The organism is Halomonas sp. GFAJ-1 (assembly GCF_000236625.2).
Taxonomy (GTDB): Bacteria; Pseudomonadota; Gammaproteobacteria; order Pseudomonadales; family Halomonadaceae; genus Vreelandella.
Genome location: NZ_AHBC01000040.1, coordinates 121737 through 144516 on the forward strand (window position 1 = coordinate 121737; position 22780 = coordinate 144516).

A 22780-nucleotide genomic window follows, 5' to 3' on the forward strand; every position below is an offset into this window, starting at 1 on the left:
GGTGAACACCTTAGTGGAGACGAAGTATGGCCTGGAACGAGCCTGGTGGTGGTAACCAGCACGACCCCTGGAGCAGCGGTGGCCGACGCGGTAATAACAGCGGCGGAGATCGTGGTGGCAACGGCGGTAATAATGGTGGCAATAACGGAGGTAACAACGGCGGCAATAATCAAGGGCCTCCCGACCTTGACGAAGCGCTAAAGAAATTCCAAGACAAGCTTAACGGTATGTTAGGCGGTGGCAAAAAAGGGGGTGGTGGTAAAGGGAGTGGTAAAGGGGATGGTGGTAAGCCCCGCAACTCCTTGGCCCTACCCGGTCTGCTGGTTATTGTTGCCTTGGCTATCTGGGCTGCGTCAGGCTTCTATTTGGTTGACCAATCGGAACGCGGTGTCGTGCTACGCTTTGGTGAATACCAGGGCATTGTCGACCCTGGCTTACAATGGAACCCACCGCTTATTGATGATGTGCGCATGGTGAACGTGACGCGGGTGCGTTCAGTATCGCAAACCCAATCAATGCTTACCCGCGATGAGAACATCGTCGAAGTGGAAATTTCCGCTCAGTACCAAGTGGCTAACCCGCGTGATTTCGTACTTAACGTTCGAGATCCAGGGCTTTCTATCGAGAATGCTCTGGACTCCGCACTGCGTCACGTAGTGGGTGGCACCGACATGATTGATATTTTGACATCGGGTCGTGAAATTCTAGGTAGCTCGGTGGCAAGCCGTCTTCAGTCTTACCTAGACGCCTATGGAGCAGGTATTCGTCTACAAACCATCAACATTGAGTCAACCTCAGCGCCCGAACCGGTTATTGATGCCTTTGATGACGTTATTCGTGCTCGTGAAGATCGTCAGCGTACGATTAACGAAGGTATGGCGTATGCCAACGCTATTATTCCAGCTGCACAGGGTCAGGCGCAGCGTGTGGTAGAGCAGGGGCAGGGTTATCGCGAGTCGGTAGTTGCTGAAGCACAGGGTCAGGCTAACCGCTTTAATGCGCTGTTAACCGAGTATCAAAATTCGCCCGCGATTATGCGCGAGCGTATGTACCTGGATGCTATTGAAGAGGTCTTCGGTAACACACCTAAGGTCTTGCTAGATATTAGTGAAAATGCACCACTGATGTATCTGCCCTTAGATCAAATGAGAGGCGGTTCAAGTGGCGGTAGCTCTAGCAGTAGTAACAGCAGCAGTAATAGCAGTGAGGCGATTGATCCGCGCGTATTAGATTCTCTGCGCAGTGGTCAAGGTAGTTCGTCGTCCTCAGGTAATAGCTCCATTCGCAGGGAGGGCCGCTAAATGATTAATAATCGATCCCTGCTAATCGTAGGTGGCCTTGCCGCCGTGGCATGGTTGGCCAGTAACAGCCTGTATGTGGTGGATGAAACCGAACGTGCTGTTAAGCTCCGTTTTGGTGAGGTTATTGAAGAGAATATCCAGCCGGGTCTGCACACCAAAATACCGATTGCTCAAACAATCCGTAAGTTTGATACCCGTCTGCTTACGTTGGATACCGACACAAGTCGTTACCTGACCCTTGAGCAGAAAGCTGTCATCGTTGATTCCTACGTAAAATGGCAGGTAATCAACCCGACACGTTACTACGAAGCGACTGCGGGCGATGAGTTGATGGCTATTCGCCTGATTCAGCCGCGTGTCGACGAGAGCCTACGTAACGAGTTTGGTCGACTTAACTTGCAGGAAATCATTGCAGAACGTCGTGATGACCTGATGACAGGGCCAACATCTGAACTCGACGAGCTAATGCGTGAAGAACTGGGTGTGGCGATACGTGATATCCGTATCAAGCGTATTGACCTCCCGCAAGATGTTTCGGCGGCGGTATTTGAGCGGATGCGCTCTGAGCGTGAGCGTGAAGCCCGTGAGTGGCGTGCTCAGGGTCAAGAAGAGGCCGAGCGGATTCGCGCCAATGCGGATCGCCGTCGTCAGGTACTGCTAGCCCAAGCTAACGAGCGTTCTGAAACGCTGCGTGGTGAGGGTGATGCCGAAGCGGCCGCTATCTTCTCCCAGGCGTATAGCCAGGATCAGGAGTTCTTCGCTTTCTGGCGTAGCTTGAACGCTTATCGTGAAAGCTTCGCGGGCGATAACAACTTGCTGGTGCTTGAGCCAGATAGCGATTTCTTCCGCTACCTGCGCAGCGCAGCGCCCAACACCGGCGAGTAAGTTTGCTGCCGGAACCCCAGCAGGCATGATGCATGACTGCTGGGGTTCATCTGGCGCACAAACGTGATAGACTTTATTGACCGGGCGTCGCCCGGTTTTTTTGTGGCCCTCGTTTCACTAATGCTCTCCTGGATGCGCATCTAACGCGTAGCAGAGGGGCTGGGTAGAAGGGCCTTCATCGTCTCGCAGGATTGTTCACATGACCATCGCTGACCGCTGGCTACTGCCCGACGGCATGGATGAGGTGCTGCCGCCTCAGGCAAGCCGCATGGAAGAGCTGCGCCGTGCGCTGCTTGATCTCTACCATTGCTGGGGCTACGACCAAGTAATGCCGCCGCCGGTGGAGTTTTTGGACTCTTTGCTCACCGGTACCGGCACCGATTTAGATCTCCAGACGTTTAAGCTGACAGATCAATTAACCGGCCGCATGATGGGGGCGTCTGCTGATGTTACCCCACAGGTAGCGCGTATGGACGCTCATTCGCTAAAGCGTCAAGGGCCGGTGCGTCTGTGCTACTGCACTAATGTGCTACGTGCCAAAGCTGACCAGCACCAAGGCGGGCGTAGCCCGGTTCAAGTAGGCGTTGAGCTGTTCGGTCATGCAGGCTTGGAGGCTGACGGCGAAATTATTCATTTGGCGCTGTCTAGCCTAAAAGCCGCTGGGGCTGAAGAGGTCCACTTAGCGCTAGGCCATATTGGCATCTACCGGAGTCTGGTAGAAGCAGCTGCGTTGAGCGATGAGCAAGAGCGAGGGCTGTTTGCAGCGCTGGCGTTAAAGTCGCCCGGGCAGTTGGCTGAGCAGGTCAGTGCTAGTGTTAGTGACCCCGTGCTGGCCGATATGCTAATGGCGCTGGGCGAACTGCATGGCGATGCAAGCGTGCTGGGCGAGGCCCGCGAGCGTTTTGCTGGTGCGCCTGCCTCAGTGACCGCAGCGCTTGATCAGTTAGAGGCGCTCTATAAAGGAGTGTTGGCACGTTTTGATGTATCGCTCTATTTTGATCTAGCAGAGTTGCGCGGCTATCAATACCACACGGGTATGATGTTTGCGGCTTATGTACCAGGCTATGGACATGCGCTTGCAAAAGGCGGACGCTACGACGATACGGGCCGTGCCTTTGGTAGAGCGCGACCAGCGACTGGCTTTTCAATGGATTTAAAACAGCTGGCATCGTTGTCGTTAGCATCACCTAGCGGTGGGGCTGTTTGGGCGCCTGCCCAAGAAGAGGAGTCGCTTAACACGGCCATTGCTGCGCTACGCGAGCAGGGTGAACGCGTTATTCAAGCGCTGCCTGGGCAGCGTACTGGGCCGGCGGAGCACAGTTGTGACCGCCGTCTTGAGTTTATTGATGGCCGTTGGCAGACAACGGCCCTGACACAAGAGACGAGTGCATAATGGGTAAGAATGTCGTAGTCCTGGGTACCCAGTGGGGCGATGAAGGTAAAGGTAAAATTGTCGACCTGCTTACCGAGTCAGCCTCAGCGGTTGTTCGCTTCCAAGGCGGCCATAATGCTGGTCACACGCTGGTGATTGACGGTGAAAAAACAGTTCTTCACCTGATTCCCTCAGGCGTGTTGCGTCCCGGCAAAACCTGCGTAATTGGCAACGGTGTGGTGCTATCGCCCGAAGCGCTCATCAAAGAGATTCGCGAATTGGAAGCCAAAGGTGTGCCGGTGCGTGAGCGCCTGCGCCTTTCGCCTGCCTGTCCGCTAATTCTGCCTTATCACGTTCGCTTGGACCAAGCGCGTGAAAAAGCCCGCGGCGTGGCCAAAATTGGCACTACCGGGCGTGGCATTGGCCCTGCCTATGAGGATAAAGTGGCGCGCCGTGGCCTGCGTTTGGGCGATATGCTTCACCGCGAACGTTTTGCTTCCAAGCTTGGCGAAGTGCTGGATTACCACAACTTCGTCCTGGTGAACTACCACGGTGAAGAGGCGGTAGACTTCCAGGAAGTATTGGACAGCGCCATGCAAATGGCTGAAGAGCTTCGCCCGATGGTGACCGATACGGTCAGCATGGTGCATGACCTTCGTAAAGCGGGTGATAATATTCTGTTTGAAGGCGCCCAGGGCTCGCTGCTGGATATCGACCACGGCACCTATCCCTACGTAACCAGTTCCAACACCACCGCAGGTGGTACGGCAACCGGATCAGGCGTTGGCCCGCTATACCTGGATTACGTGCTGGGTATCACTAAGGCGTACACCACCCGCGTTGGTTCCGGTCCGTTCCCTACCGAGTTATTTGACGTTGACGGACGCCACCTGGCCGAGCGTGGGCATGAGTTCGGTGCCACCACTGGCCGCCCGCGTCGCTGTGGCTGGTTTGACGCCGTAGCGCTGCGTCACGCGGTGCAAATCAACTCGGTATCAGGTATCTGTTTAACTAAGCTTGATGTACTGGACGGCTTGGAAAATATCCGCGTGTGCGTTGGCTATCGTAGTAAAGATGGTGAAGTGCTGGATAATCCGGTTGATTCGGAAGGCTACGAGGCAATCGAGCCGCTTTACCATGACCTACCAGGCTGGAAAGAGTCTACGCTGGGCGCTAAACGCGTAGAGGATTTGCCTGCTAACGCTCGTGCGTATATCAGCTTCTTAGAAGAGCAGGTAGGCACCAGCATTGACATTATTTCCACTGGACCTGATCGTGTCGAAACTATTGTGCTGCGTAACCCATTTCACGACTAAGAATACGTTGTGATTTAGCAGCATAAAGTAAGTCGCGTTAAGCTGCGTAAGCAAAGGAAGGGGCGATTTGATCGCCCCTTCCTTTTTTTAGCGGCACAGAACGTTAGAAATCGATACCGCGGCGTGCCTGTAGGCCGTTATTGAAGGCATGACGCACTTCCTGCATTTCAGTCACTGTGTCTGCCATGGCCACCAGCTCACGGTGGGCATTACGCCCAGTCATAATCACAGTCTGTTCCGCAGGACGATTGATGAGCGCCTGCTTAACGGTGGCAATATCTAAATATCCGAACTTCAGCATATAGGTAATTTCATCTAGCACAACTAAGTAGGTGTCAGGGTCGGCGAGCATTTTCTCCGCCTCTTGCCATACCGCTTGGCAAGCCTGGGTGTCAGCCTCTCGGTTTTGGGTATCCCAAGTAAAGCCAGTGGCCATAATTTCAACGCTTAAATTTGGGTCTTCCTCCAAACGGTTGCGCTCACCGCACTCCCACTGGCCTTTAATGAACTGCACCACACCTACTTTATAGCCGTACCCTAGCGCCCGGGTAACGGTGCCCCAGGCAGCCGTTGTTTTGCCTTTGCCGTTGCCAGTATTTACCAGCAGCAGCCCACGCTGCTCAGTGGCATTGGCCACTTTTTCATCTACGCGGGCTTTCAGTTTTTCCATGGACGCCTTGTGGCGTGCATCGCGATCACTCATGGTGGCTCCTGGGTGCTTGGTTAGCTTGACGTTGGTTAGGGTAAGCGATCTTTAAGGAATTAACACCATTGCGCATAAGGTTTGTATAAAATTGCTTGTTGCTTGGATAAGTGTTTGCCTAACTAAAAATCTCGCTGTTTAGGAAGAGGATTAGCCGGGCAGGGGCTTGCTGCTCTAGAATAGTGGGTCATGTCTTGTCAGGAATTACGCCATGCCCTCATTTGATATTGTGTCCGAATTTGATCAGCACGAAGCATCTAACGCCGTTGACCAAGCAAATCGCGAAGTCCAAACCCGTTTTGATTTTAAAGGGGTCGATGCAAGCTTTACTCTGGAAGGCGAGAAAGTTCAGCTGGAAGCGGAAGTCGATTTTCAGCTCAAACAGATGATTGAAGTGCTGCGCAACCGTTTGATTGCCCGTGGTATTGACGCCCGTTGCATGGATATTCAAGACGCGCTGCTTTCGGGCGTTAAAGCACGCCAGGAAGTGGTGCTTAAGCAAGGGCTTGACCCGGCAGAAGCCAAAGATGTGGTGAAGCGCATCAAAGCTAGCAAATTAAAAGTACAGGCTCAGATCCAGGGCGAAAAAGTACGTGTGACGGGTAAAAAGCGCGACGACTTGCAAAACGTGATGGCGCTGCTGCGTGGCGAAGAAGGTCCTGAGTTGCCGCTGCAGTTTGATAACTTCCGCGATTAATCTGCACGCTACTCATTTGATGCGATAGCGCCCGATGCGGCGCTATCCTCCCACTTAAAAGCTTACAGGAGTCACGCACTATGTCTGATCCGCAGCCGGTTTACTTAAGCGACTATCAGCCGCCCGCCTACCACGTTACCCATACCGAGCTGACGTTTGATCTTGACCCCGCCGCGACTCGCGTTAAAGCGCGATTAATGATTGAGCGCCACGCTGAGGCAAGTGCTGATGCTCCTCTGGTGCTAAATGGCGAACACTTAACACTAGTTAAGCTCGCTATTGATGGCAAACCTCTCACCGATACAGATTACCAGCGTGATACCGACACGCTACGTATTGAGCGCGTACCCGCAACGTTTAGCTTGGAAAGCGAAGTGGAAATTGCGCCTAGCAGTAACACCGCGTTAGAAGGGCTCTACCAGTCCAACGGTATGTACTGCACCCAATGCGAAGCAGAGGGCTTTCGGCGGATTACTTTCTATCCTGACCGTCCCGATGTGATGGCGACCTTTAAGGTCACCGTGATTGGCGACGCTACGAGCGAGCCAGTGCTTTTAGCCAACGGCAATCCCGTTGATCAAGGTACAGTGGATGGCGGCCGTCACTTTGTGACCTGGGAAGACCCGCACCCTAAGCCGTGCTATTTATTTGCGTTGGTAGCCGGTGACCTGCGTAAAGTTGAAGATCACTTTACGACCATGAGTGGGCGTGACGTGACGCTTCAGCTTTGGGTAGAGCAGGATAATCTCGATAAAACAGAGCATGCTATGGCATCGCTTAAGCGTGCCATGACCTGGGATGAGCAGACCTATGGCCGTGAATACGACCTAGATCTATTTATGATTGTGGCAGTAAACGACTTCAACATGGGGGCCATGGAGAACAAAGGGCTTAATATCTTCAACTCCGCAGCGGTACTTACGCACCCTAACACTGCAACAGATTCAGCTTATCAAAATGTTGAGGGTATTGTTGCCCATGAATATTTTCATAACTGGTCGGGTAATCGGGTTACGTGCCGTGACTGGTTCCAGCTGTCATTGAAAGAAGGTTTTACGGTTTTTCGCGACCAATGCTTTTCAGCGGATACCAATTCAGCACCCGTTAAACGCATTCAAGACGTATCATTTTTCCGTACAGCGCAGTTTGCTGAAGACGCCGGGCCAACGGCACACCCGATCCGCCCCGACCACTTCATTGAAATCACCAACTTCTACACCCTGACGATTTATGAAAAGGGTGCAGAAGTGGTGCGTATGCTGCGTAATCTATTGGGCTGGGAAGCGTTCCGTCGCGGCTCTGATCTCTATTTTGAGCGCTTCGATGGCCAAGCGGTCACTATTGAAGATTTCGTTGGCTGCATGGCGGAAGTCTCAGGCGCTGATTTAGGCCAATTTATGCGTTGGTACGCCCAGGCAGGCACGCCGGAAATTGATGCCCATGGCGAGTATGACTATGCCCATGGCGAGTATCACCTCACGCTACGCCAGCGCACGCCCTCAACCCCGGGCCAGTTTGATAAGCTGCCGCTGCATATTCCTGTGCGGATGGGCTTGGTGGGTACCAAGTCAGGGCAAGACCTAATGCTGACCCTGGAAGGCGAGAAGCTAGGTAAAGACGCAGTTATTCACCTGCGTGAAGATGAGCAAACATTTGTATTTACCGATGTGGCAGAAGCGCCGGTTCCTTCATTGTTGCGCGATTTTTCGGCACCCGTAAAACTGCACTTTCCATACTCCCGTGAAGACCTAGCCTTCCTGCTTACCCACGATAGCGATGGCTTTAACCGTTGGGATGCAGGGCAGCGTTTGGCCATGCTGGCGCTGGATGATCTAATTGCCGCTCATCGTAACGGCGTCGAAAAAGTCATGGATGGACGTGTCGTTGAGGCGTTTAGAACGCTGTTAACGGGGCAAATGAGCGACAAAGCCGTGCTGGCTGAAATGCTGACACTTCCCTCAGAGGCATACATTGCTGAGCAGCAGCCTATTATTGATGTTGATGCGATTCACGCTGCCCGCGAGTTCGTGCGCCAATCGCTAGCGATGGCGCTACGCGATGAATTTCTCACTATCTACAATGACAACGTAAGTGAAGAACGCTACGCCCCGTCGCCAGAGCAAATTGCTCAGCGGGGCCTTAAAAATGTAGCGCTGACGTATTTAATGTCGATTGAGGATGATCAGGGGCTGGCACTGTGTGAAGCGCAATTTGCTGCGGATCATAATATGACCGATGTGCGTCATGCGTTAACGCTGCTGGTGCATAGCGACCGCGATGACCTTGCCTCCCCAGCGCTTAAAGCATTTGGGCAGAAGTGGGCGCATGATCCGCTTGTTATGGATCAATGGTTCACGATTCAGGTATCGCGGCCGCAGCCAGATGTTCTGGAACGAGTCGAGTATTTAATGCAGCACCCGGCGTTTTCAATTAAAAACCCTAATAAGGTGCGTGCGTTGATAGGGGCCTTTGCTCAGAATAGAGTCAATTTCCATCGCCTAGACGGCAAAGGCTACGCTTTGCTAGCGGATGTGGTGATTGAGCTTAACCGGATAAATCCTGAAATAGCCGCGCGACTGATTACGCCGTTAACTCGCTGGCAGCGTTTTGATGACGTGCGCCAGCAGTTGATGCGTGAGCAGCTTGAGCGCATTAAGCGCGAGCCGCTATCATCAAATGTGTTTGAGGTGGTCGAGAAAGCGCTGGCCTGATAGGTGCTGGCGAATTAACCATGGAAAGGGAAAACCTAGGTGGACGATTCACAGCAACGTTATTTACTCATTATTAATGGTAAGTCTGCCGGTAATCCGGAACTTCGCGAAGCCGTTGAAGAGCAAAGAGAGGCAGGCAAGCAGATTATCGTTCGTTCAACCTGGGAGGGGGGAGACGCGGCTACATTTGCTGCTCAAGCGGTTGAACTGGGGGCAACCTGTGTGGTTGCCTGCGGTGGCGATGGAACTGTCAGCGAAGTGGTTAATGGCTTGATGCAGCTAGCGCATGATCAGCGTCCTGCAATGGGTATTGTGCCCCTTGGCAGCGCCAACGATTTCGCTACATGTGTTGGGTTGCCACTGGAGCCAGGGCCTGCATTAGCCGCGGCGTTGACGCTTTCAGCGTCGCCCATTGACGTGGTGCGCGTAACAGCAGAAGCGCAAGGCGAGGAGTTCACCAGCTACTATGTCAACATGACGACAGGTGGCTTCGGAGCTGAAATTACCTCATCCACCCCTAAAACGCTAAAGCGCATGCTGGGTGGGGGGGCTTATTCGTTGATGGGCGCACTGAAGGCATGGCGGCACCAAAGCTATCGCGGCACGCTGCACTGGGGCGATGAGGAGCGCAGTGCTGAATTACTGCTATTAGCACTAGGTAACGGGCGCCAGTCGGGTGGAGGACAAGTATTAGCCCCCAGCGCCAAGTTAGATGACGGCCGCTTAGATGTGCTGGTGGTTAAGGATTTCACTTCTGTTTTAGAACTGCCAACGTTAATCAGCGAGTTGCAGCAGTTCCCTAAAGAGGGTCGCTATGTGAGCTACTTCACCGTCAGCCAGCTAACGGTGACCACCCAACAAGATGATCCTCCCTGGCCGTTAACGCTGGATGGAGAAGCGCGGCATTATGACCGATTCTGCGTTGAGATTGTGCCACTGGCATTGAAGGTGCTGCTACCTGATGAGTGCCCGCTATTGGCAGCGAATGATCGATGCTAAAGGCGGCTGCTATTTTTAGCGGCTGCTACAATTTTAAAATATAGCCACCTGAGGAGAATGGTTCGATGGTAAATCGTTTATGGATACCTGCGCTTGCTGCCCTAGCACTGCTGCTAAGTGCCTGTGGTGAAAGCCAGGAAGAGCCTACTGTCGCCCCTGAAGAGAGTGCATCATCAGTATCGGATGATGAGGTGGTTCAACAAGAGGATGCGCCTGCAGCAGCAGAGAATGCCGCAGAAATGCCCGATCCTGAAGAAATTGAGGATGATGTAGAAGCGCGTCAAGCCGCTGAAGAGCTTGAGCAGGCCGAAGCGTTACGCGCTGAAGGCGAAGATGAGTTGGATGAAGAGCAGCCCCAAGGCGCTGAAGAGATACAGGCTGGAGAAGACACCTTAGCTGCAGACCCAGAAGATGCATTAGATGAAGCAAGCGCAATGCCTGGGGAAACAACACGTTCAGATGTCGATGATGTTATTGCTGAAACAGAGCGCCGTTTTGAAGAGGCCCAGCGCCGCTTGGAGCAACAGTTCCAGGAAGTAGAGCAGCAGTCCACTGCTCTGGAGCCGATGGAGAGTGACGATTTTTCCTCAAGCTGGGAAACGGAGAGCAGTTTGCCAGAGAGCCCTCGTTTAGAGGATGACCTGGAAGCTACCGATGTTGATGCGCTAATCGAAGATACTGAGCGTCGTTTTGAAGAAGCTCAGCAGCGATTAAACGAGCAGTTTGAAGAGATTGAACGGGAACGTACCAATGGTGCAGGTATCGATGGCTTAGAACCTTACAGTTCTGAAATGGATAGTTCAGAGGGGGCTAATAGCCAAGAAGATGGCTCAGAAGAAGCGGACACAGAAGAAAACGCTGATGATACAGAGGTAGAGCTTGAGAGCTTAAACGCCACTCAATAAGCCCTCACGCGTGAGTTTACCCACAAAAAAGGCCCGCACTTCGGGCCTTAGGGATATGCGTAGTTGGCGCTGTTTTGACTGCTTTAAGACGGGGTGTTGTTGGTCACTCCACCGTCGCCAATTGTTAATGGCTAGGCTAGGCGGATGTTTGATGCCTGAAGGCCTTTTTTACCCTGGGTGACGTCAAAGCTAACCTTTTGACCATCAGGCAGGGTCTTAAAACCCTCCGCTTGGATTTCAGAAAAGTGTGCGAATAGATCATCGCCACCGTCATCAGGTGCGATGAAGCCATAACCTTTGGTGTCGTTAAACCACTTGACAGTGCCAGTTGCCATTGTTCATATCCTTAACATGCTTAGTGAAGTAACGAGCAGGGTGATTGTGTGCTCGCCAAAATCACTTTAGAAGCAAAAAAACAGCGCGTCCAGCGACGAATGAGCAACGCTTTTTAACCTATTGGGCTTATATGATGGTGCAAATCACCTTTTTAGATGGGCAATTTATTTCTTTTTTGATTGCGATTACGCTGCTTTCAATAAGTCCTGGAGTGGATACTCTGCTGGTAATACGTAATACCGCTCGCGGTGGCGTTCGAGATGGCGTAGTAACGAGTATCGCTATTTGTTGCGGGCTATTTGTGCATGCCACTATTTCAGCGCTGGGTATCTCTTTAATTCTGCTGCAGTCAGCATGGGCTTTTCATCTGCTTAAGCTTGCCGGGGCGGCTTACTTGATTTGGCTTGGTGTGGCTAGCCTGCTGGCGGCTCGCCGAGGTACCGCATTGCCCGTCCAAAGTGTTTTGCAAACCGCATCGCCAGTATCTATCTGGCAACCGGTTAAAGAAGGGTTGCTCTCTAACGTACTTAACCCCAAAACGGTCGTGTTCTATATGGCTTTTTTGCCACAGTTTATCGCGCCAACAGACCCTGCTTTATTAAAGTCGCTGTGGCTAGCCGGTGTTCATTTTGTGATTGCCAATATTTGGCAAATTAGCGTTGTGTTAATGGTAGGTGGGGCAAGTAAATGGCTGGCCAGCGCTCGTTTTGCGCAAACATTAAATGCAGCCACTGGGGCTGTGTTGATAATGTTTGGTGTGCGCTTAGCCCTAGAGCAGCGCCCGGTATAACCGGGCGCTAGCTCAAGCAATTAAGTCCGTTAAGTGATTAGCGGCGAACGAGGAGGGCCCGGTCATAGTGTACGGCTTTCTCATTCTCACTGAGTAGAGATACGCCGTCGCTATTCCCGCCGTTGGCTAAGCTTTCGAAAATAACGCGGTAGCTAAGGACTGCTTGAACATAATCGCGGGTTTCTCGGAACGGAATGCTCTCCACGAACAAATCAAATGACTCCACGCCGCTACCCAGCCACTGGTCTACCCGCCCGGGGCCTGCATTATAGGCGGCTGCAGCGGCTAGGCGATTGCCCTGGTAGCGCTCAATTTTGTCGCGTAGATAATTGCTACCCAAGCGGATATTGAGTTCTGGATCTAGTACGCCATAGGGGCCTGGGTCGTTAAGACCTAACTGGCGGCTGACCTGGCTTGCTGTGCCTGGCATTAGCTGCATGAGGCCCCGTGCACCTGCTGGCGAAAGAGCAACAGGGTTATAAGCGCTTTCACGACGGGTAATGGCCATTAATAGGAACGGGTCGACGCCGGTTAAACGCCCCCAGTGCATAAAGCTGTCGTGATAAGCGGGGGGGAAGCGCCAGTCAAGGGCATCCCACATCTCAGCAGCAATGGTGGTTTGCACTAAGCGCGCGTGCCACTGCTGGTTTGCGGCGTAGTCAGCAAGGGCGCGCGCCTGCTGAGGAGTGCCATTGCGCACAGCGTGTAGCCACTCACTGTTGGCAAGCCCCTCTTCACCAATACGCAGTAACGCCTCGGTACGCTGTACGGCGGGCAGCTGCGCCGTTAGTTCTCTGGATGCCTCATCAAAATGATTGCGTTCTAAGTTGAGCTGATAAGGCTGATTAAGCCGTTCAGCAGCGGCAAAGCCGTAAAAGCTGCGGTCAGTAGCCGCCTGGCGATAGCGTGCTTCGGCAGCATCGTGGTTACCGAGCTGATGGTTGGCCCGTGCCAGCCAATACTGCCAGCGGCTCCTCTCTTGCTGGCTGGCTGGCATTTCTGCAATCCAATGCATGACTTCTGTCCATTGACGCTCGGCCAGGGCGCGGCGAACCCGAAGTTCCAGTACGCGCTCACTTTCTAGGCTGGGTAATACACTGTCTATCCAACTTAAGGTGCCTGGCACATCGCGTACTAAGGCATAAAAAGCTAGCTCTTCTTCAATCGGCTGCCGGTCGGCGGCTGCTAAGCTCAAACGTGGCCCGATCTCCTGCCAAGCCGAAAAGGCAGCGGGGGTATTTTCCCGCGTGTAGCGCTGCATGGCGGCTTTGTAAAAGGCGGATGTAGCGGCACATTCAGGGCCAAGGCAGGCGGGTGCTGAGGTGAGTGCGCGGGAGTTATTGCTAACAGACTCAACCGTCTCGCGGGCCGTTTGCCATTGGCCACTTAGAAGCCCGCCTAGGTAACTGCTTAAACGCTCCTCGCCCGCTTGCCACGCAAGCATTTTTCGTTCCCAAATAGCCGTGGCATTAATCGTTCCATCTGATCTTAGGCGGCTAAATAGTGCGTTACAGGCATCAGGCTGTGAGCTGCCGACCCGCCATAGCGCAAGGCCTGCTTCTCTAGCCTGCTGAGGCTCTCTGTCCAGCAGGGCCGTATAGTAATAGCACTGGCGAGCGGTGCCTGCGGGCTCGCCGTCAGCGACTGCTAGCAGATCGCCAAAGCGGCCTGCGTGGCCGTACTTGGCGATGGCTTGACCCCGCATCCACTCGGATAAGGGAGAGTCGGCATGCTGGTCTATAAAGCGCTGTATTTGGCTAGACGAAACATTCGGCAACTGGCCACGCAAGCGGTGATACTCAACGTAGCCATTAAGAATATGCCCCTCAATTGCGCGCTCATCAACCTGCTGCCACTGCTGCTGACGCGCTGCTTCAAGGGCATCGCGCATAGCGGCGTCAGAGGCTGCCCAAGAGACAACCGGTAACCCTACCAATACAGCCGTACAGAGGCTGCGAAGGGTGGAACGAAATGGCGAAGCCTGCATGACACGTCCTCTTGCTGGCTAGCGGGCTAACAGCCGCTATGGTGAACTTAAAGCGTAAACAGTGTTCTGACAATCGTGACACTTAGAGGATTCAATTGCGATGACCCCATTATCCACTTGGTGGTTATTACGTCGACTAAAAACCCGCGTATGGGCAGTTAGACGCATTGGTCGTGCATTAAAGACATTTGTGCCGATGACCCGTGATGTACTGCGCGGCGATTTCCGTCCGGTACCCTGGTCTGCATTTGGCATGACGGCGTTTGCCCTGGCCTATTTGATCATGCCCTTCGACCTCATTCCCGACTTTCTGCTGATTATTGGCCTTGTCGACGATGTAATAATTGTAGGTTGGTTGTTAAACCGCATTGATCTGCGCCTCGTTGACTACCGTGCTTGGAAGTACGCCAGCGTCGATACTTATGCTTCTCCACATTCAGCTTCTTGAAATCGCGCTGCCTAACCCCATATTGAGTTCACATCTTTTTCGCTTCTGTCTTCTGTAGGCGGAAGCATCCAGTAAAACGTGAACAATGAGGGCTAAGCGCATGACGACTGCGACCCACGAAGAAACTCTTGGCTTTCAAACGGAAGTTAAGCAGCTCCTAAACTTGATGATTCACTCCCTGTACTCCAACCGGGAAATTTTCTTACGCGAGCTTATTTCTAACGCCGCTGACGCCTGCGATAAATTACGCTACGCCGCGCTAGACAACGATGCGCTGTACGAAGGCGACAGTGAGCTGCGTATTGAAATTGAGCACGATAGCGACGCTAACACCATTACCTTGCGCGACAACGGCATTGGTATGAATCGTGAAGACGTGATTGCTAACCTGGGTACCATTGCCCGTTCAGGCACTGCCGAGTTTCTTAAGCAGCTTTCCGGTGAGCAGCAAAAAGACGCCAAGTTAATTGGCCAATTTGGTGTGGGCTTTTACTCAGGATTTATCGTCGCTGATGAAGTGTCGGTACGCACCCGCAAAGCGGGCACAGCCGCCTCTGATGGGGTTGAGTGGCGCTCGAAAGGCGAGGGTGAGTTCACGGTTGCTGATATTGAGCGTGAGGTTCATGGCACCGAAATTACCCTGCATCTTAAAGAGGATGCTAAAGAGTTCGCAGATGACTACCGCCTGCAGAGCTTAGTGCGTAAGTATTCAGATCACATCGAAGTGCCGGTGCGCATGCCGAAAATCGAAACGGCAAAAGACGACGAGGGCAACGAGATAGAAGGTAGTGAAGTGACTACCTGGGAAACCGTCAATGAAGCCACCGCGCTTTGGGCACGCCCGAAAAGTGAGGTGTCCGACGACGAATATAAAGCGTTTTACAAGCACGTTGCCCATGACTTCAGCGACCCGCTAACCTGGAGCCACAACAAGGTTGAGGGCAAGCTCGAATACACTAGCCTGCTCTATGTACCTGGTCGTGCGCCGTTTGATATGTTCGAGCGTGACGGCGCTCGTGGCGTCAAACTCTACGTTCAGCGCGTGTTTATTATGGACGACGCCGAACAGTTCTTGCCGCTTTACCTGCGCTTTATTAAAGGCGTGCTGGATACCCGTGATCTATCGCTGAATGTGTCCCGCGAGCTGCTTCAGCAAGATCCCAAGGTTGATAAAATTAAGGGTGCATTAACTAAGCGCGGCTTGGATATGCTCAAAAAACTGTCCAAAGACAGTGAGCAGTACCAGACGTTCTGGAATACCTTTGGTAGCGTGCTGAAAGAGGGGCCGGGTGAAGATTTCGCTAACCGTGAAAAAATTGCCGGTCTACTGCGCTTTGCTTCTACCCATACAGACTCTGCTGCCCAAGAGCACTCCTTGGCAGATTATGTTGAGCGCATGAAGGAAGGCCAGAAGAAGATCTACTACGTGGTGGCGGACAGCTTTAATGCGGCAAAAAACAGCCCACACTTGGAGATTTTCCGTAAGAAAGGTATTGAGGTGCTGCTCCTCTCTGACCGCGTTGATGAATGGTTAATGAGCCACCTGACTGAGTTTGACGGTAAATCCTTTGCCGATGTGGCAAAAGGTGAGCTAGACCTTGGCGATGTGGAAGACGAGGCCGAGAAAAAAGCGCAGGAAGAGACCGCTAAAGCGAAGGAAGACTTGGTGAAGCGCGTTAAAGAAGCGCTAAGCGACGGCGTGCAGGACGTAAAAATTACCCATCGCTTAATAGACTCGCCGGCCTGCGTTGTTCTGCCGGAACATGAAATGGGCTACCAGATGCGCCGCATTATGGAAGCCGCCGGCCAAAAAATGCCGGAAGTAAAGCCTATTTTAGAATTGAACCCTGAGCATGCCCTAGTGGCGCGTTTGGAAAACGCCGAAGGCGATCTGTTCGGTCAATTAGCCCATATTCTGCTGGATCAGGCCATTATCGCTGAAGGTGGCCAGCTAGACGACCCAGCTGCTTACGTTAAGCGACTCAACAGTGTATTAACTGCCTAATGAACAGCTAACGCTGCCACGGCCCGCTTGAAACCCAAGCGGGCCGTTTAGTTTGGTAAGGTATGCCGCATACGAGTGAACAACTACCAGGATATCGTTATGGCTGAACAGCAGATCAATGTCGCGGTACTTGGCGGCGGCAGTTTTGGGACTGCGCTGGCCAGCATTGCCGCAGATAACGGCGCTAATGTGCGCCAGTGGATGCGCGATGAGGCGCTGGTAACGCAAATTAACCACGAGCATCGCAACGGGCGCTATTTGCCGCACTACGCCATTAACCCGGTGGTACAGGCGTCTACGGATATGCAGGCCGTGCTTGAAGGTGCCGAGTTGGTATTAATTGCAATACCTTCCAAGGCCTTTCGTAGCGTTGTGCAGGCTGCAAAGCCTTGGCTGACGTCTACGCAAATTTTGGTCAGTACTACCAAGGGTATTGAGCAAGACAGCTTTTTACTGATGAGCCAAGTGCTTGAGCAAGAGACAGGCTTTACGCATATTGGCGTGATTGCAGGGCCTAATTTGGCATCTGAAATAGCTGACAAGCAGCTAACCGCTACGGTGATTGCCAGTGCCGACGCGCTTACCCGCACACGAGTGCAGCAAGCGCTAGGCTGTGGCTATTTTCGTGTGTACGCCAGCAATGACCGCCACGGTGTTGAGCTGGGCGGCGCGCTCAAAAACATTTACGCCATTGCCGCTGGTATGGCGGCAGCGCTCGGCATGGGCGAAAACACCCGCAGTATGCTGATGACCCGTGCGCTGGCTGAAATGAGTCGCTTTGCGGTCGCCCAGGGAGCTAACCCTATGACGTTCTTGGGCTTAGCCGGGGTGGGTGATTTAATTGTTACCTGTTCGTCTAACTTGTCTCGTAACTACCGAGTAGGCTTTGCTATGGGTGAAGGGCGCAGCCTAGAAGAAGCTGTCTCGGCGCTTGGGCAAGTCGCAGAGGGCGTGAACACGGTTAAACTGGTGTGTGAAAAGGCTCGCGAAATGGGCGTTTACATGCCGCTGGCGGAGGGGTTAAACCGCGTGCTGTTCGAGGGCGTGCCTGCTCAGGAGATGGCGGGAACGCTGATGATGGGCGAGCAAAGCAGCGACGTGGAGTTTATCTTGCCCCGCGAGGCCGTTCAGCAGGCGCACCGCAACAGCGGAGGCTGGCATGAGTAGCGGAGCGCGCCAGCTGCTGATTATGCGCCATGGGGAAGCCGCCCCTGGCTTGCCTGATCACGCTCGGTTGCTTACGCCACGTGGCGAACAAGAAGCCGATAGCATGGCGCGCTGGCTGGCAGCGCGAATTGAGCAGGGCGAATTAGCGCAACCCATACTGTATGCAAGCCCTTATGTGCGTGCCCAGCAAACGGCCCAGCGCTTTAGCGATGCCTTAGGTGTGGCGCTTCATACCCTGGACTTTATTACGCCGGATGATTCGCCTGCTGCTGTGAGTGATTGGCTGCTGAGTCAGCCTGAAGGTGACGCGATTATGTTGGTCAGTCATATGCCGCTAGCGGGCGATTTGACGGGGCTTTTAGTAGAAGGGGCCGCTAGCCAAGGGGTAGGGTTTCCTACTGCGGCAATCGCGGAGCTGGACGCTGACGTTTGGGCCGCAGGCTGCGCGCGATTAACCCGTTTTACTCAGCCTGGTGAGTTGTTATAGCGATACAAAAAAGCGGCTGCCAAGGCAGCCGCTAGGATCCATACAATATACGTCAATATTAAGGGTGCTTTAGACCGTTGCACTCGGTTTTTTACAACAGCGCATCCAGTTTCTCTTTGAGCAAGCCGTTTACCTGCTGTGGGTTAGCGGTGCCCCGAGAGGCTTTCATTACCTGCCCCACAAAATAGCCAATCATCTTGCCGCGTTTTTCTGGCTCAGAATCACGGTATTGGGCCACTTGGGCCGGGCTTTCAGCGATCACTTGGTCGATCATCGCTTCAATGGCCCCGCTGTCAGTCACCTGCTTAAGGCCTTTGGTTTCGATGACCTCATCGGCCGACTCACCCTGACCATTCCAGAGCGCCTGGAAGACCTCTTTAGCGGCCTTGCCATTAATGGTGTCGTCCAGTACGCGGCTGATCAGTTCGCCTAGCTGGCGCGCAGACACTGGGCTGTTAGTAATGCTCAAGTTTTCGCGGTTTAGCGCGCCTGACAGCTCGCCTTGCACCCAGTTAGCGGCCTGCTTAGCATCGCCGCATACCCGGTGTACTTCCTCAAAAAACTCAGCCATTTCACGGCTGGCAGAGAGTACGTTTGCGTCGTAAGCAGATAGCCCAAGCGCGGCTTGAAAGCGCGCCCGTTTGTCAGCGGGTAGCTCGGGCAGTTGGCTTCGCAGGTGCTCAAGGTACGCCTGATCTAACACCACCGGGAGTAGGTCCGGGCAGGGGAAGTAGCGGTAGTCGTTAGCTTCTTCTTTGGTACGCATGCTGCGAGTTTCATCGCGTTCGGGGTCAAACAGGCGGGTTTCCTGTACCACCTTACCGCCATCTTCGATCAGCTCGATTTGACGCTCAACTTCAAAAGCGATGGCCCGCTCGACAAAACGAAACGAGTTGACGTTTTTAATTTCCGCACGGGTGCCAAAGGCTTCCTGGCCTTTCGGGCGCACCGACACGTTAACGTCGCATCGCATGGAGCCTTCGGCCATGTTGCCGTCGGAAATGCCCAGATAGGTCACGATGGAGTGGATTGCTTTGAGATACGCCGCAGCTTCTTTCGCGTTGCGCATGTCTGGCTCAGAGACTATTTCCAGCAGCGGCGTGCCTGCTCGGTTTAAGTCAATACCGGTCATGCCGTGGAAGTCTTCGTGCAGCGATTTGCCTGCGTCTTCCTCAAGGTGAGCGTGGTGAATGCGAATACGTTTAGTGGTGCCGTCATCCAGGGTTATCTCAACTTCACCGGCACCCACAATTGGATGATACATCTGGCTGGTTTGATAGCCTTTGGGCAAATCCGGATAAAAATAGTTTTTGCGGTCAAACACTGACACTTCAGGAATGTCGGCATGAACCGCAAGACCGAACTGCACCGCCATGGCGACGGCCTGCTCGTTAAGTACTGGCAAGACGCCTGGCAAGCCTAAATCAACGGCGCAGGCCTGTGTATTTGGCTCTGCGCCAAAGGCAGTCGAGGCGCCGGAGAATATCTTTGAGCGTGTTGCAAGCTGAACATGGACTTCAAGCCCAATCACCGTTTCCCATTGCATTAGGCGTTCTCCTCGGCAAAAGCAGGACGTTTTAAGTGCCAATCGGTGGCTTGCTGAAACTGATGTGCCACGTTAAGCAGCTGCGCCTCGGCAAAGTGGGTGCCCAGAATTTGTAGGCCGATAGGACGACCTCCCGCAAAGCCCGCGGGTACGCTAATGCCTGGAATGCCTGCAAGGTTGACGGCAATGGTGTAGATATCTTGCAAGTACATTGATACTGGGTCTTTTTTAGCGCCAAGATCAAAAGCAGGCGTAGGCGAGGCTGGGCCCATCAGTACGTCCACATCTTCAAAAGCGTCTAAGAAATCCTGGCGTATTAGGCGGCGTACTTTTTGCGCTTTAGTGTAGTAAGCGTCAAAAAAGCCTTCGGACAGCGTGTGGGTGCCGATCAGAATGCGGCGTTTAACTTCTTCACCAAACCCCTCTGCCCGCGAGCGGGTGTAAAGGTCAATCAAGTCAGCCGGCGCATCGCAGCGATGGCCAAAGCGCACACCGTCATAGCGGGAGAGATTAGAAGACGCTTCGGCCGGAGCAATGACGTAGTAAGCGGGAATCGCATAATGGGTGTGCGGCAAGCTAACTTCTCTCACCGTGGCACCTAACGATTCATAGACCTTCACCGCTTCGCGGACGGCTTTCTCAACCTCAGGGTCAAGGCCGTCGCCAAAATACTCTTTCGGCAGGCCGATTTTGAGTCCTGACAGCGGTGCATTAAGGGTTTCGGTGTAGTCAGGAACGCCGCGGGCAACGCTAGTGGAATCGCGCACATCATGCCCGGCAATCACGTTGAGCAGATGGGCACAATCTTCTGCACTGCGCGCCATGGGGCCTGCTTGGTCAAGGCTTGAGGCGTAGGCGATGATGCCGTAGCGGGAGACGCGTCCGTAGGTAGGCTTCAGGCCTGTGATGCCGCAAAATGCCGCGGGTTGGCGAATAGAGCCGCCGGTATCAGTGCCCATGGCGGCGGGTACTAGCCCTGCTGCTACGGCAGCGGCGCTACCACCTGAGCTGCCACCGGGCACTGCTGATAAATCCCAGGGGTTTTTCACCGCGCCGAAGTAGCTGTTTTCATTGGATGAGCCCATGGCGAACTCATCCATATTGGTTTTGCCCAGGCTGATGGTGCCGGCCGCGCTGAGTTTTTCTACCACGGTGGCATCATAGGGCGCGATAAAGTTATCGAGCATTTTTGAGCCGCAGGTGGTTTTCACTCCGTGGGTACAGAAAATATCTTTCAGTGCCAGGGGAATGCCTGCCAGCGCTCCGGCGTTGCCCGCTGCGCGTGCTTGGTCGGCAACGTCGGCCTGATTGAGCGCTTGCTCAGCGGTCACAGTGATAAAGCTATTGAGCGTCCCATCGGCTTGCTCAATGCGCTGTAAAAAGTGCGAGGTAAGCTCGCGGCTGGAAAACTCGCCGCTTTTAAGCGCAGCGGCCAGTTGGGTAACGGTTTTGTCATGCATGACCCGGAAGCTCCGTTCGGGGGCGAAAAGGAGAGGCGGAGAGAAAACAGCGCCGCCCGCTGGGCGGGCGGGGGTTTCCACTCATTCCACTATTTATTCCACGACGCGCGGTACAAGGTAGAGGCCTTCTTCCACCGCGGGGGCGCAGCGTTGGAAGTTATCGCGCTGGTTGGTTTCCGTTACCTCGTCAGCACGCAGGCGCTGGGTGGCATCCAGCGGGTGTGCAAGCGGCACAACACCTTCTGTATCAACGCTTTGCAGTTGATCGACCATGTCCAGGATGCGGCTTAGGTCGTCCACAAAGCCACTGGCTTGGTCATCGCTAACGGCGAGTCGGGCCAAGTGCGCGGCCCGGCGCACATGAGAGTCTTCAAGCGCCATGATCGAGATTTCCTCGCAAATGTGATGGAACATATTCCGCGTTCAGCGGTATACATACGGTCATCTTAAATTCGTCTTGTGTTGCAGACGTAGAAAATAGCCGCAAAAGGTACCACATATTGGCCCTTGCGGGCAGTGTTAGGCGAGACTCGCGCTTGCTGCCAAGGGGTTGCGGTGATACCGTTTGCATCCGCACAGGGTTCCCGGTCTGCACTAGGTAACAACATCCATGTTCAAACGTCTGAGGGGGCTGTTTTCCAGCGATCTATCGATCGACTTGGGTACGGCCAACACACTGATTTATGTACGCGGTCGTGGCATCGTTCTCGATGAGCCGTCCGTGGTTGCCATCCGCCAGTCTGGCAATATGCGCAGCGTGGCGTCGGTAGGCACCGATGCCAAACGTATGCTTGGCCGCACGCCAGGCAACATTACCGCCATCCGCCCGATGAAAGATGGCGTTATCGCCGACTTTACCGTTACCGAGCAGATGCTTCAGCACTTTATCCGTAAAGTCCATCAGAGCACTTTCCTCACACCAAGCCCTCGGGTTCTGGTCTGTGTGCCGTGTATGTCCACCCAAGTGGAACGACGTGCAATCCGCGAATCAGCGGAAGGCGCTGGCGCTCGTGAAGTGTTTCTGATTGAAGAGCCAATGGCAGCGGCCATTGGTGCTGGGCTTCCGGTAGAAGAGGCTCAAGGCTCGATGGTGGTGGATATCGGTGGTGGTACCACTGAAATTGCCATTATCTCGCTTAATGGCGTGGTTTATTCAGAGTCTATTCGCGTCGGTGGTGACCGTTTCGATGAAGCAATCACTGCGTACGTGCGCCGTCACTACGGAAGTCTAATTGGCGAAGCCACTGCTGAGCGCATCAAAGAAGAGATTGGTTGCGCTTACCCCGGCGGCGAACTGCGCGAGATCGATGTGCGCGGTCGTAACTTAGCTGAGGGTATTCCGCGGAGCTTTACACTTAATTCCCACGAGATTCTAGAGGCGCTGCAGGAAACGCTTGCCTCTATTGTGGCGGCGGTGAAGAGCGCACTTGAGCAGTCTCCGCCAGAGCTTGCCTCTGACATCGCTGAGCGTGGTTTGGTGCTAACTGGCGGTGGGGCTTTGTTACGCGATCTTGATAAGTTGATTGCTGAAGAAACAGGCTTACCCGTGATTGTGGCGGAAGATCCGCTTACCTGTGTCGCGCGAGGCGGCGGTAAGGCGCTTGAAATGATTGATCAGCATACCTTTGAGTTGCTGTCTAGCGACTGATAAGAGCGGTTTATCGC

At 53.7% G+C, this 22780-nt stretch carries 20 protein-coding genes; 14 read left to right on the top strand and 6 right to left on the bottom strand.

Annotation, left to right across the window (positions count from 1 at the left end; translation table 11 throughout):
* Positions 1 to 26 precede the first annotated feature (26 nt).
* The 4 genes from hflK to MOY_RS11745 all read left to right on the top strand — a co-directional run bounded on the left by hflK (position 27) and on the right by MOY_RS11745 (position 4874).
* Positions 27 to 1301 (top strand): FtsH protease activity modulator HflK, encoded by a 1275-nt coding sequence (gene hflK / locus MOY_RS11730; protein WP_009099952.1) that lies wholly within the window; start codon positions 27 to 29, stop codon positions 1299 to 1301.
* Entirely contained in the window at positions 1302 to 2186 is an 885-nt protein-coding gene (gene hflC / locus MOY_RS11735; RefSeq protein ID WP_009099954.1) for a protease modulator HflC, read from the top strand.
* 199 nt (positions 2187 to 2385) lie between these two features.
* Entirely contained in the window at positions 2386 to 3579 is a 1194-nt protein-coding gene (locus tag MOY_RS11740) for an ATP phosphoribosyltransferase regulatory subunit (protein WP_009099956.1), read from the top strand.
* On the top strand, positions 3579 to 4874 hold the full coding sequence (locus tag MOY_RS11745; RefSeq protein ID WP_009099957.1) for an adenylosuccinate synthase: 1296 nt from the start codon (positions 3579 to 3581) through the stop codon (positions 4872 to 4874). The genes MOY_RS11740 and MOY_RS11745 overlap by 1 nt, the downstream gene beginning before the upstream one ends.
* A 103-nt stretch (positions 4875 to 4977) precedes the next feature.
* Here the strand turns inward: MOY_RS11745 and cobO are convergent, their stop codons facing one another.
* Positions 4978 to 5577: a cob(I)yrinic acid a,c-diamide adenosyltransferase gene (gene cobO / locus MOY_RS11750; RefSeq protein WP_009099959.1), complete on the bottom strand. Its 600-nt coding sequence runs from the start codon at positions 5575 to 5577 to the stop codon at positions 4978 to 4980.
* 211 nt (positions 5578 to 5788) lie between these two features.
* Between cobO and MOY_RS11755 the strand changes: the two genes are divergently transcribed.
* The 4 genes from MOY_RS11755 (at position 5789) to MOY_RS11770 (ending at position 10889) form a co-directional block, all read left to right on the top strand.
* Complete coding sequence (locus MOY_RS11755) at positions 5789 to 6274, top strand: YajQ family cyclic di-GMP-binding protein (protein ID WP_009099961.1); 486 nt, start codon at positions 5789 to 5791, stop codon at positions 6272 to 6274.
* An 80-nt stretch (positions 6275 to 6354) separates the two neighbouring features.
* Positions 6355 to 8985 (top strand): aminopeptidase N, encoded by a 2631-nt coding sequence (pepN, locus tag MOY_RS11760; RefSeq protein ID WP_009099964.1) that lies wholly within the window; start codon positions 6355 to 6357, stop codon positions 8983 to 8985.
* A gap of 39 nt (positions 8986 to 9024) precedes the next feature.
* Positions 9025 to 9984 (top strand): lipid kinase YegS, encoded by a 960-nt coding sequence (gene yegS, locus MOY_RS11765; protein ID WP_009099966.1) that lies wholly within the window; start codon positions 9025 to 9027, stop codon positions 9982 to 9984.
* A gap of 65 nt (positions 9985 to 10049) precedes the next feature.
* On the top strand, positions 10050 to 10889 hold the full coding sequence (locus MOY_RS11770; protein ID WP_009099968.1) for a hypothetical protein: 840 nt from the start codon (positions 10050 to 10052) through the stop codon (positions 10887 to 10889).
* A 131-nt stretch (positions 10890 to 11020) separates the two neighbouring features.
* Here the strand turns inward: MOY_RS11770 and MOY_RS11775 are convergent, their stop codons facing one another.
* Complete coding sequence (locus tag MOY_RS11775) at positions 11021 to 11224, bottom strand: cold-shock protein (protein ID WP_009099969.1); 204 nt, start codon at positions 11222 to 11224, stop codon at positions 11021 to 11023.
* Positions 11225 to 11358: 134 nt separating this feature from the next.
* Here MOY_RS11775 and MOY_RS11780 point away from each other — a divergent pair, with 134 nt between their 5' ends.
* The gene (locus tag MOY_RS11780) at positions 11359 to 12015 is read left to right on the top strand and encodes a LysE family translocator (RefSeq protein WP_035540677.1); all 657 of its coding nucleotides are present in this window, start codon (positions 11359 to 11361) and stop codon (positions 12013 to 12015) included.
* A gap of 37 nt (positions 12016 to 12052) precedes the next feature.
* On the opposite strand, the gene MOY_RS11785 is transcribed toward MOY_RS11780, so the two are convergent.
* A complete protein-coding gene (locus MOY_RS11785; RefSeq protein ID WP_009099971.1) occupies positions 12053 to 14002 on the bottom strand; it encodes a transglycosylase SLT domain-containing protein in 1950 nt (649 codons plus the stop codon).
* A gap of 100 nt (positions 14003 to 14102) precedes the next feature.
* Here MOY_RS11785 and MOY_RS11790 point away from each other — a divergent pair, with 100 nt between their 5' ends.
* The 4 genes from MOY_RS11790 (at position 14103) to sixA (ending at position 18109) form a co-directional block, all read left to right on the top strand.
* On the top strand, positions 14103 to 14450 hold the full coding sequence (locus MOY_RS11790) for a YkvA family protein (protein ID WP_035540639.1): 348 nt from the start codon (positions 14103 to 14105) through the stop codon (positions 14448 to 14450).
* 100 nt (positions 14451 to 14550) lie between these two features.
* Complete coding sequence (gene htpG / locus MOY_RS11795) at positions 14551 to 16455, top strand: molecular chaperone HtpG (RefSeq protein ID WP_009099973.1); 1905 nt, start codon at positions 14551 to 14553, stop codon at positions 16453 to 16455.
* A 99-nt stretch (positions 16456 to 16554) separates the two neighbouring features.
* Positions 16555 to 17622: an NAD(P)H-dependent glycerol-3-phosphate dehydrogenase gene (locus MOY_RS11800; RefSeq protein ID WP_009099974.1), complete on the top strand. Its 1068-nt coding sequence runs from the start codon at positions 16555 to 16557 to the stop codon at positions 17620 to 17622.
* Entirely contained in the window at positions 17615 to 18109 is a 495-nt protein-coding gene (gene sixA, locus MOY_RS11805; RefSeq protein WP_009099975.1) for a phosphohistidine phosphatase SixA, read from the top strand. The genes MOY_RS11800 and sixA overlap by 8 nt, the downstream gene beginning before the upstream one ends.
* Positions 18110 to 18200: 91 nt before the next feature.
* Here sixA and gatB read toward each other — a convergent pair whose 3' ends face one another.
* From gatB to gatC, 3 genes are all read right to left on the bottom strand, one after another.
* On the bottom strand, positions 18201 to 19655 hold the full coding sequence (gene gatB / locus MOY_RS11810) for an Asp-tRNA(Asn)/Glu-tRNA(Gln) amidotransferase subunit GatB (RefSeq protein WP_009099976.1): 1455 nt from the start codon (positions 19653 to 19655) through the stop codon (positions 18201 to 18203).
* On the bottom strand, positions 19655 to 21115 hold the full coding sequence (gene gatA / locus MOY_RS11815; RefSeq protein ID WP_009099978.1) for an Asp-tRNA(Asn)/Glu-tRNA(Gln) amidotransferase subunit GatA: 1461 nt from the start codon (positions 21113 to 21115) through the stop codon (positions 19655 to 19657). The genes gatB and gatA overlap by 1 nt, the downstream gene beginning before the upstream one ends.
* A gap of 93 nt (positions 21116 to 21208) precedes the next feature.
* On the bottom strand, positions 21209 to 21496 hold the full coding sequence (gene gatC / locus MOY_RS11820) for an Asp-tRNA(Asn)/Glu-tRNA(Gln) amidotransferase subunit GatC (RefSeq protein ID WP_009099979.1): 288 nt from the start codon (positions 21494 to 21496) through the stop codon (positions 21209 to 21211).
* Positions 21497 to 21725: 229 nt separating this feature from the next.
* Here gatC and MOY_RS11825 point away from each other — a divergent pair, with 229 nt between their 5' ends.
* Positions 21726 to 22763: a rod shape-determining protein gene (locus tag MOY_RS11825; RefSeq protein WP_009099980.1), complete on the top strand. Its 1038-nt coding sequence runs from the start codon at positions 21726 to 21728 to the stop codon at positions 22761 to 22763.
* Positions 22764 to 22780 lie beyond the last annotated feature (17 nt).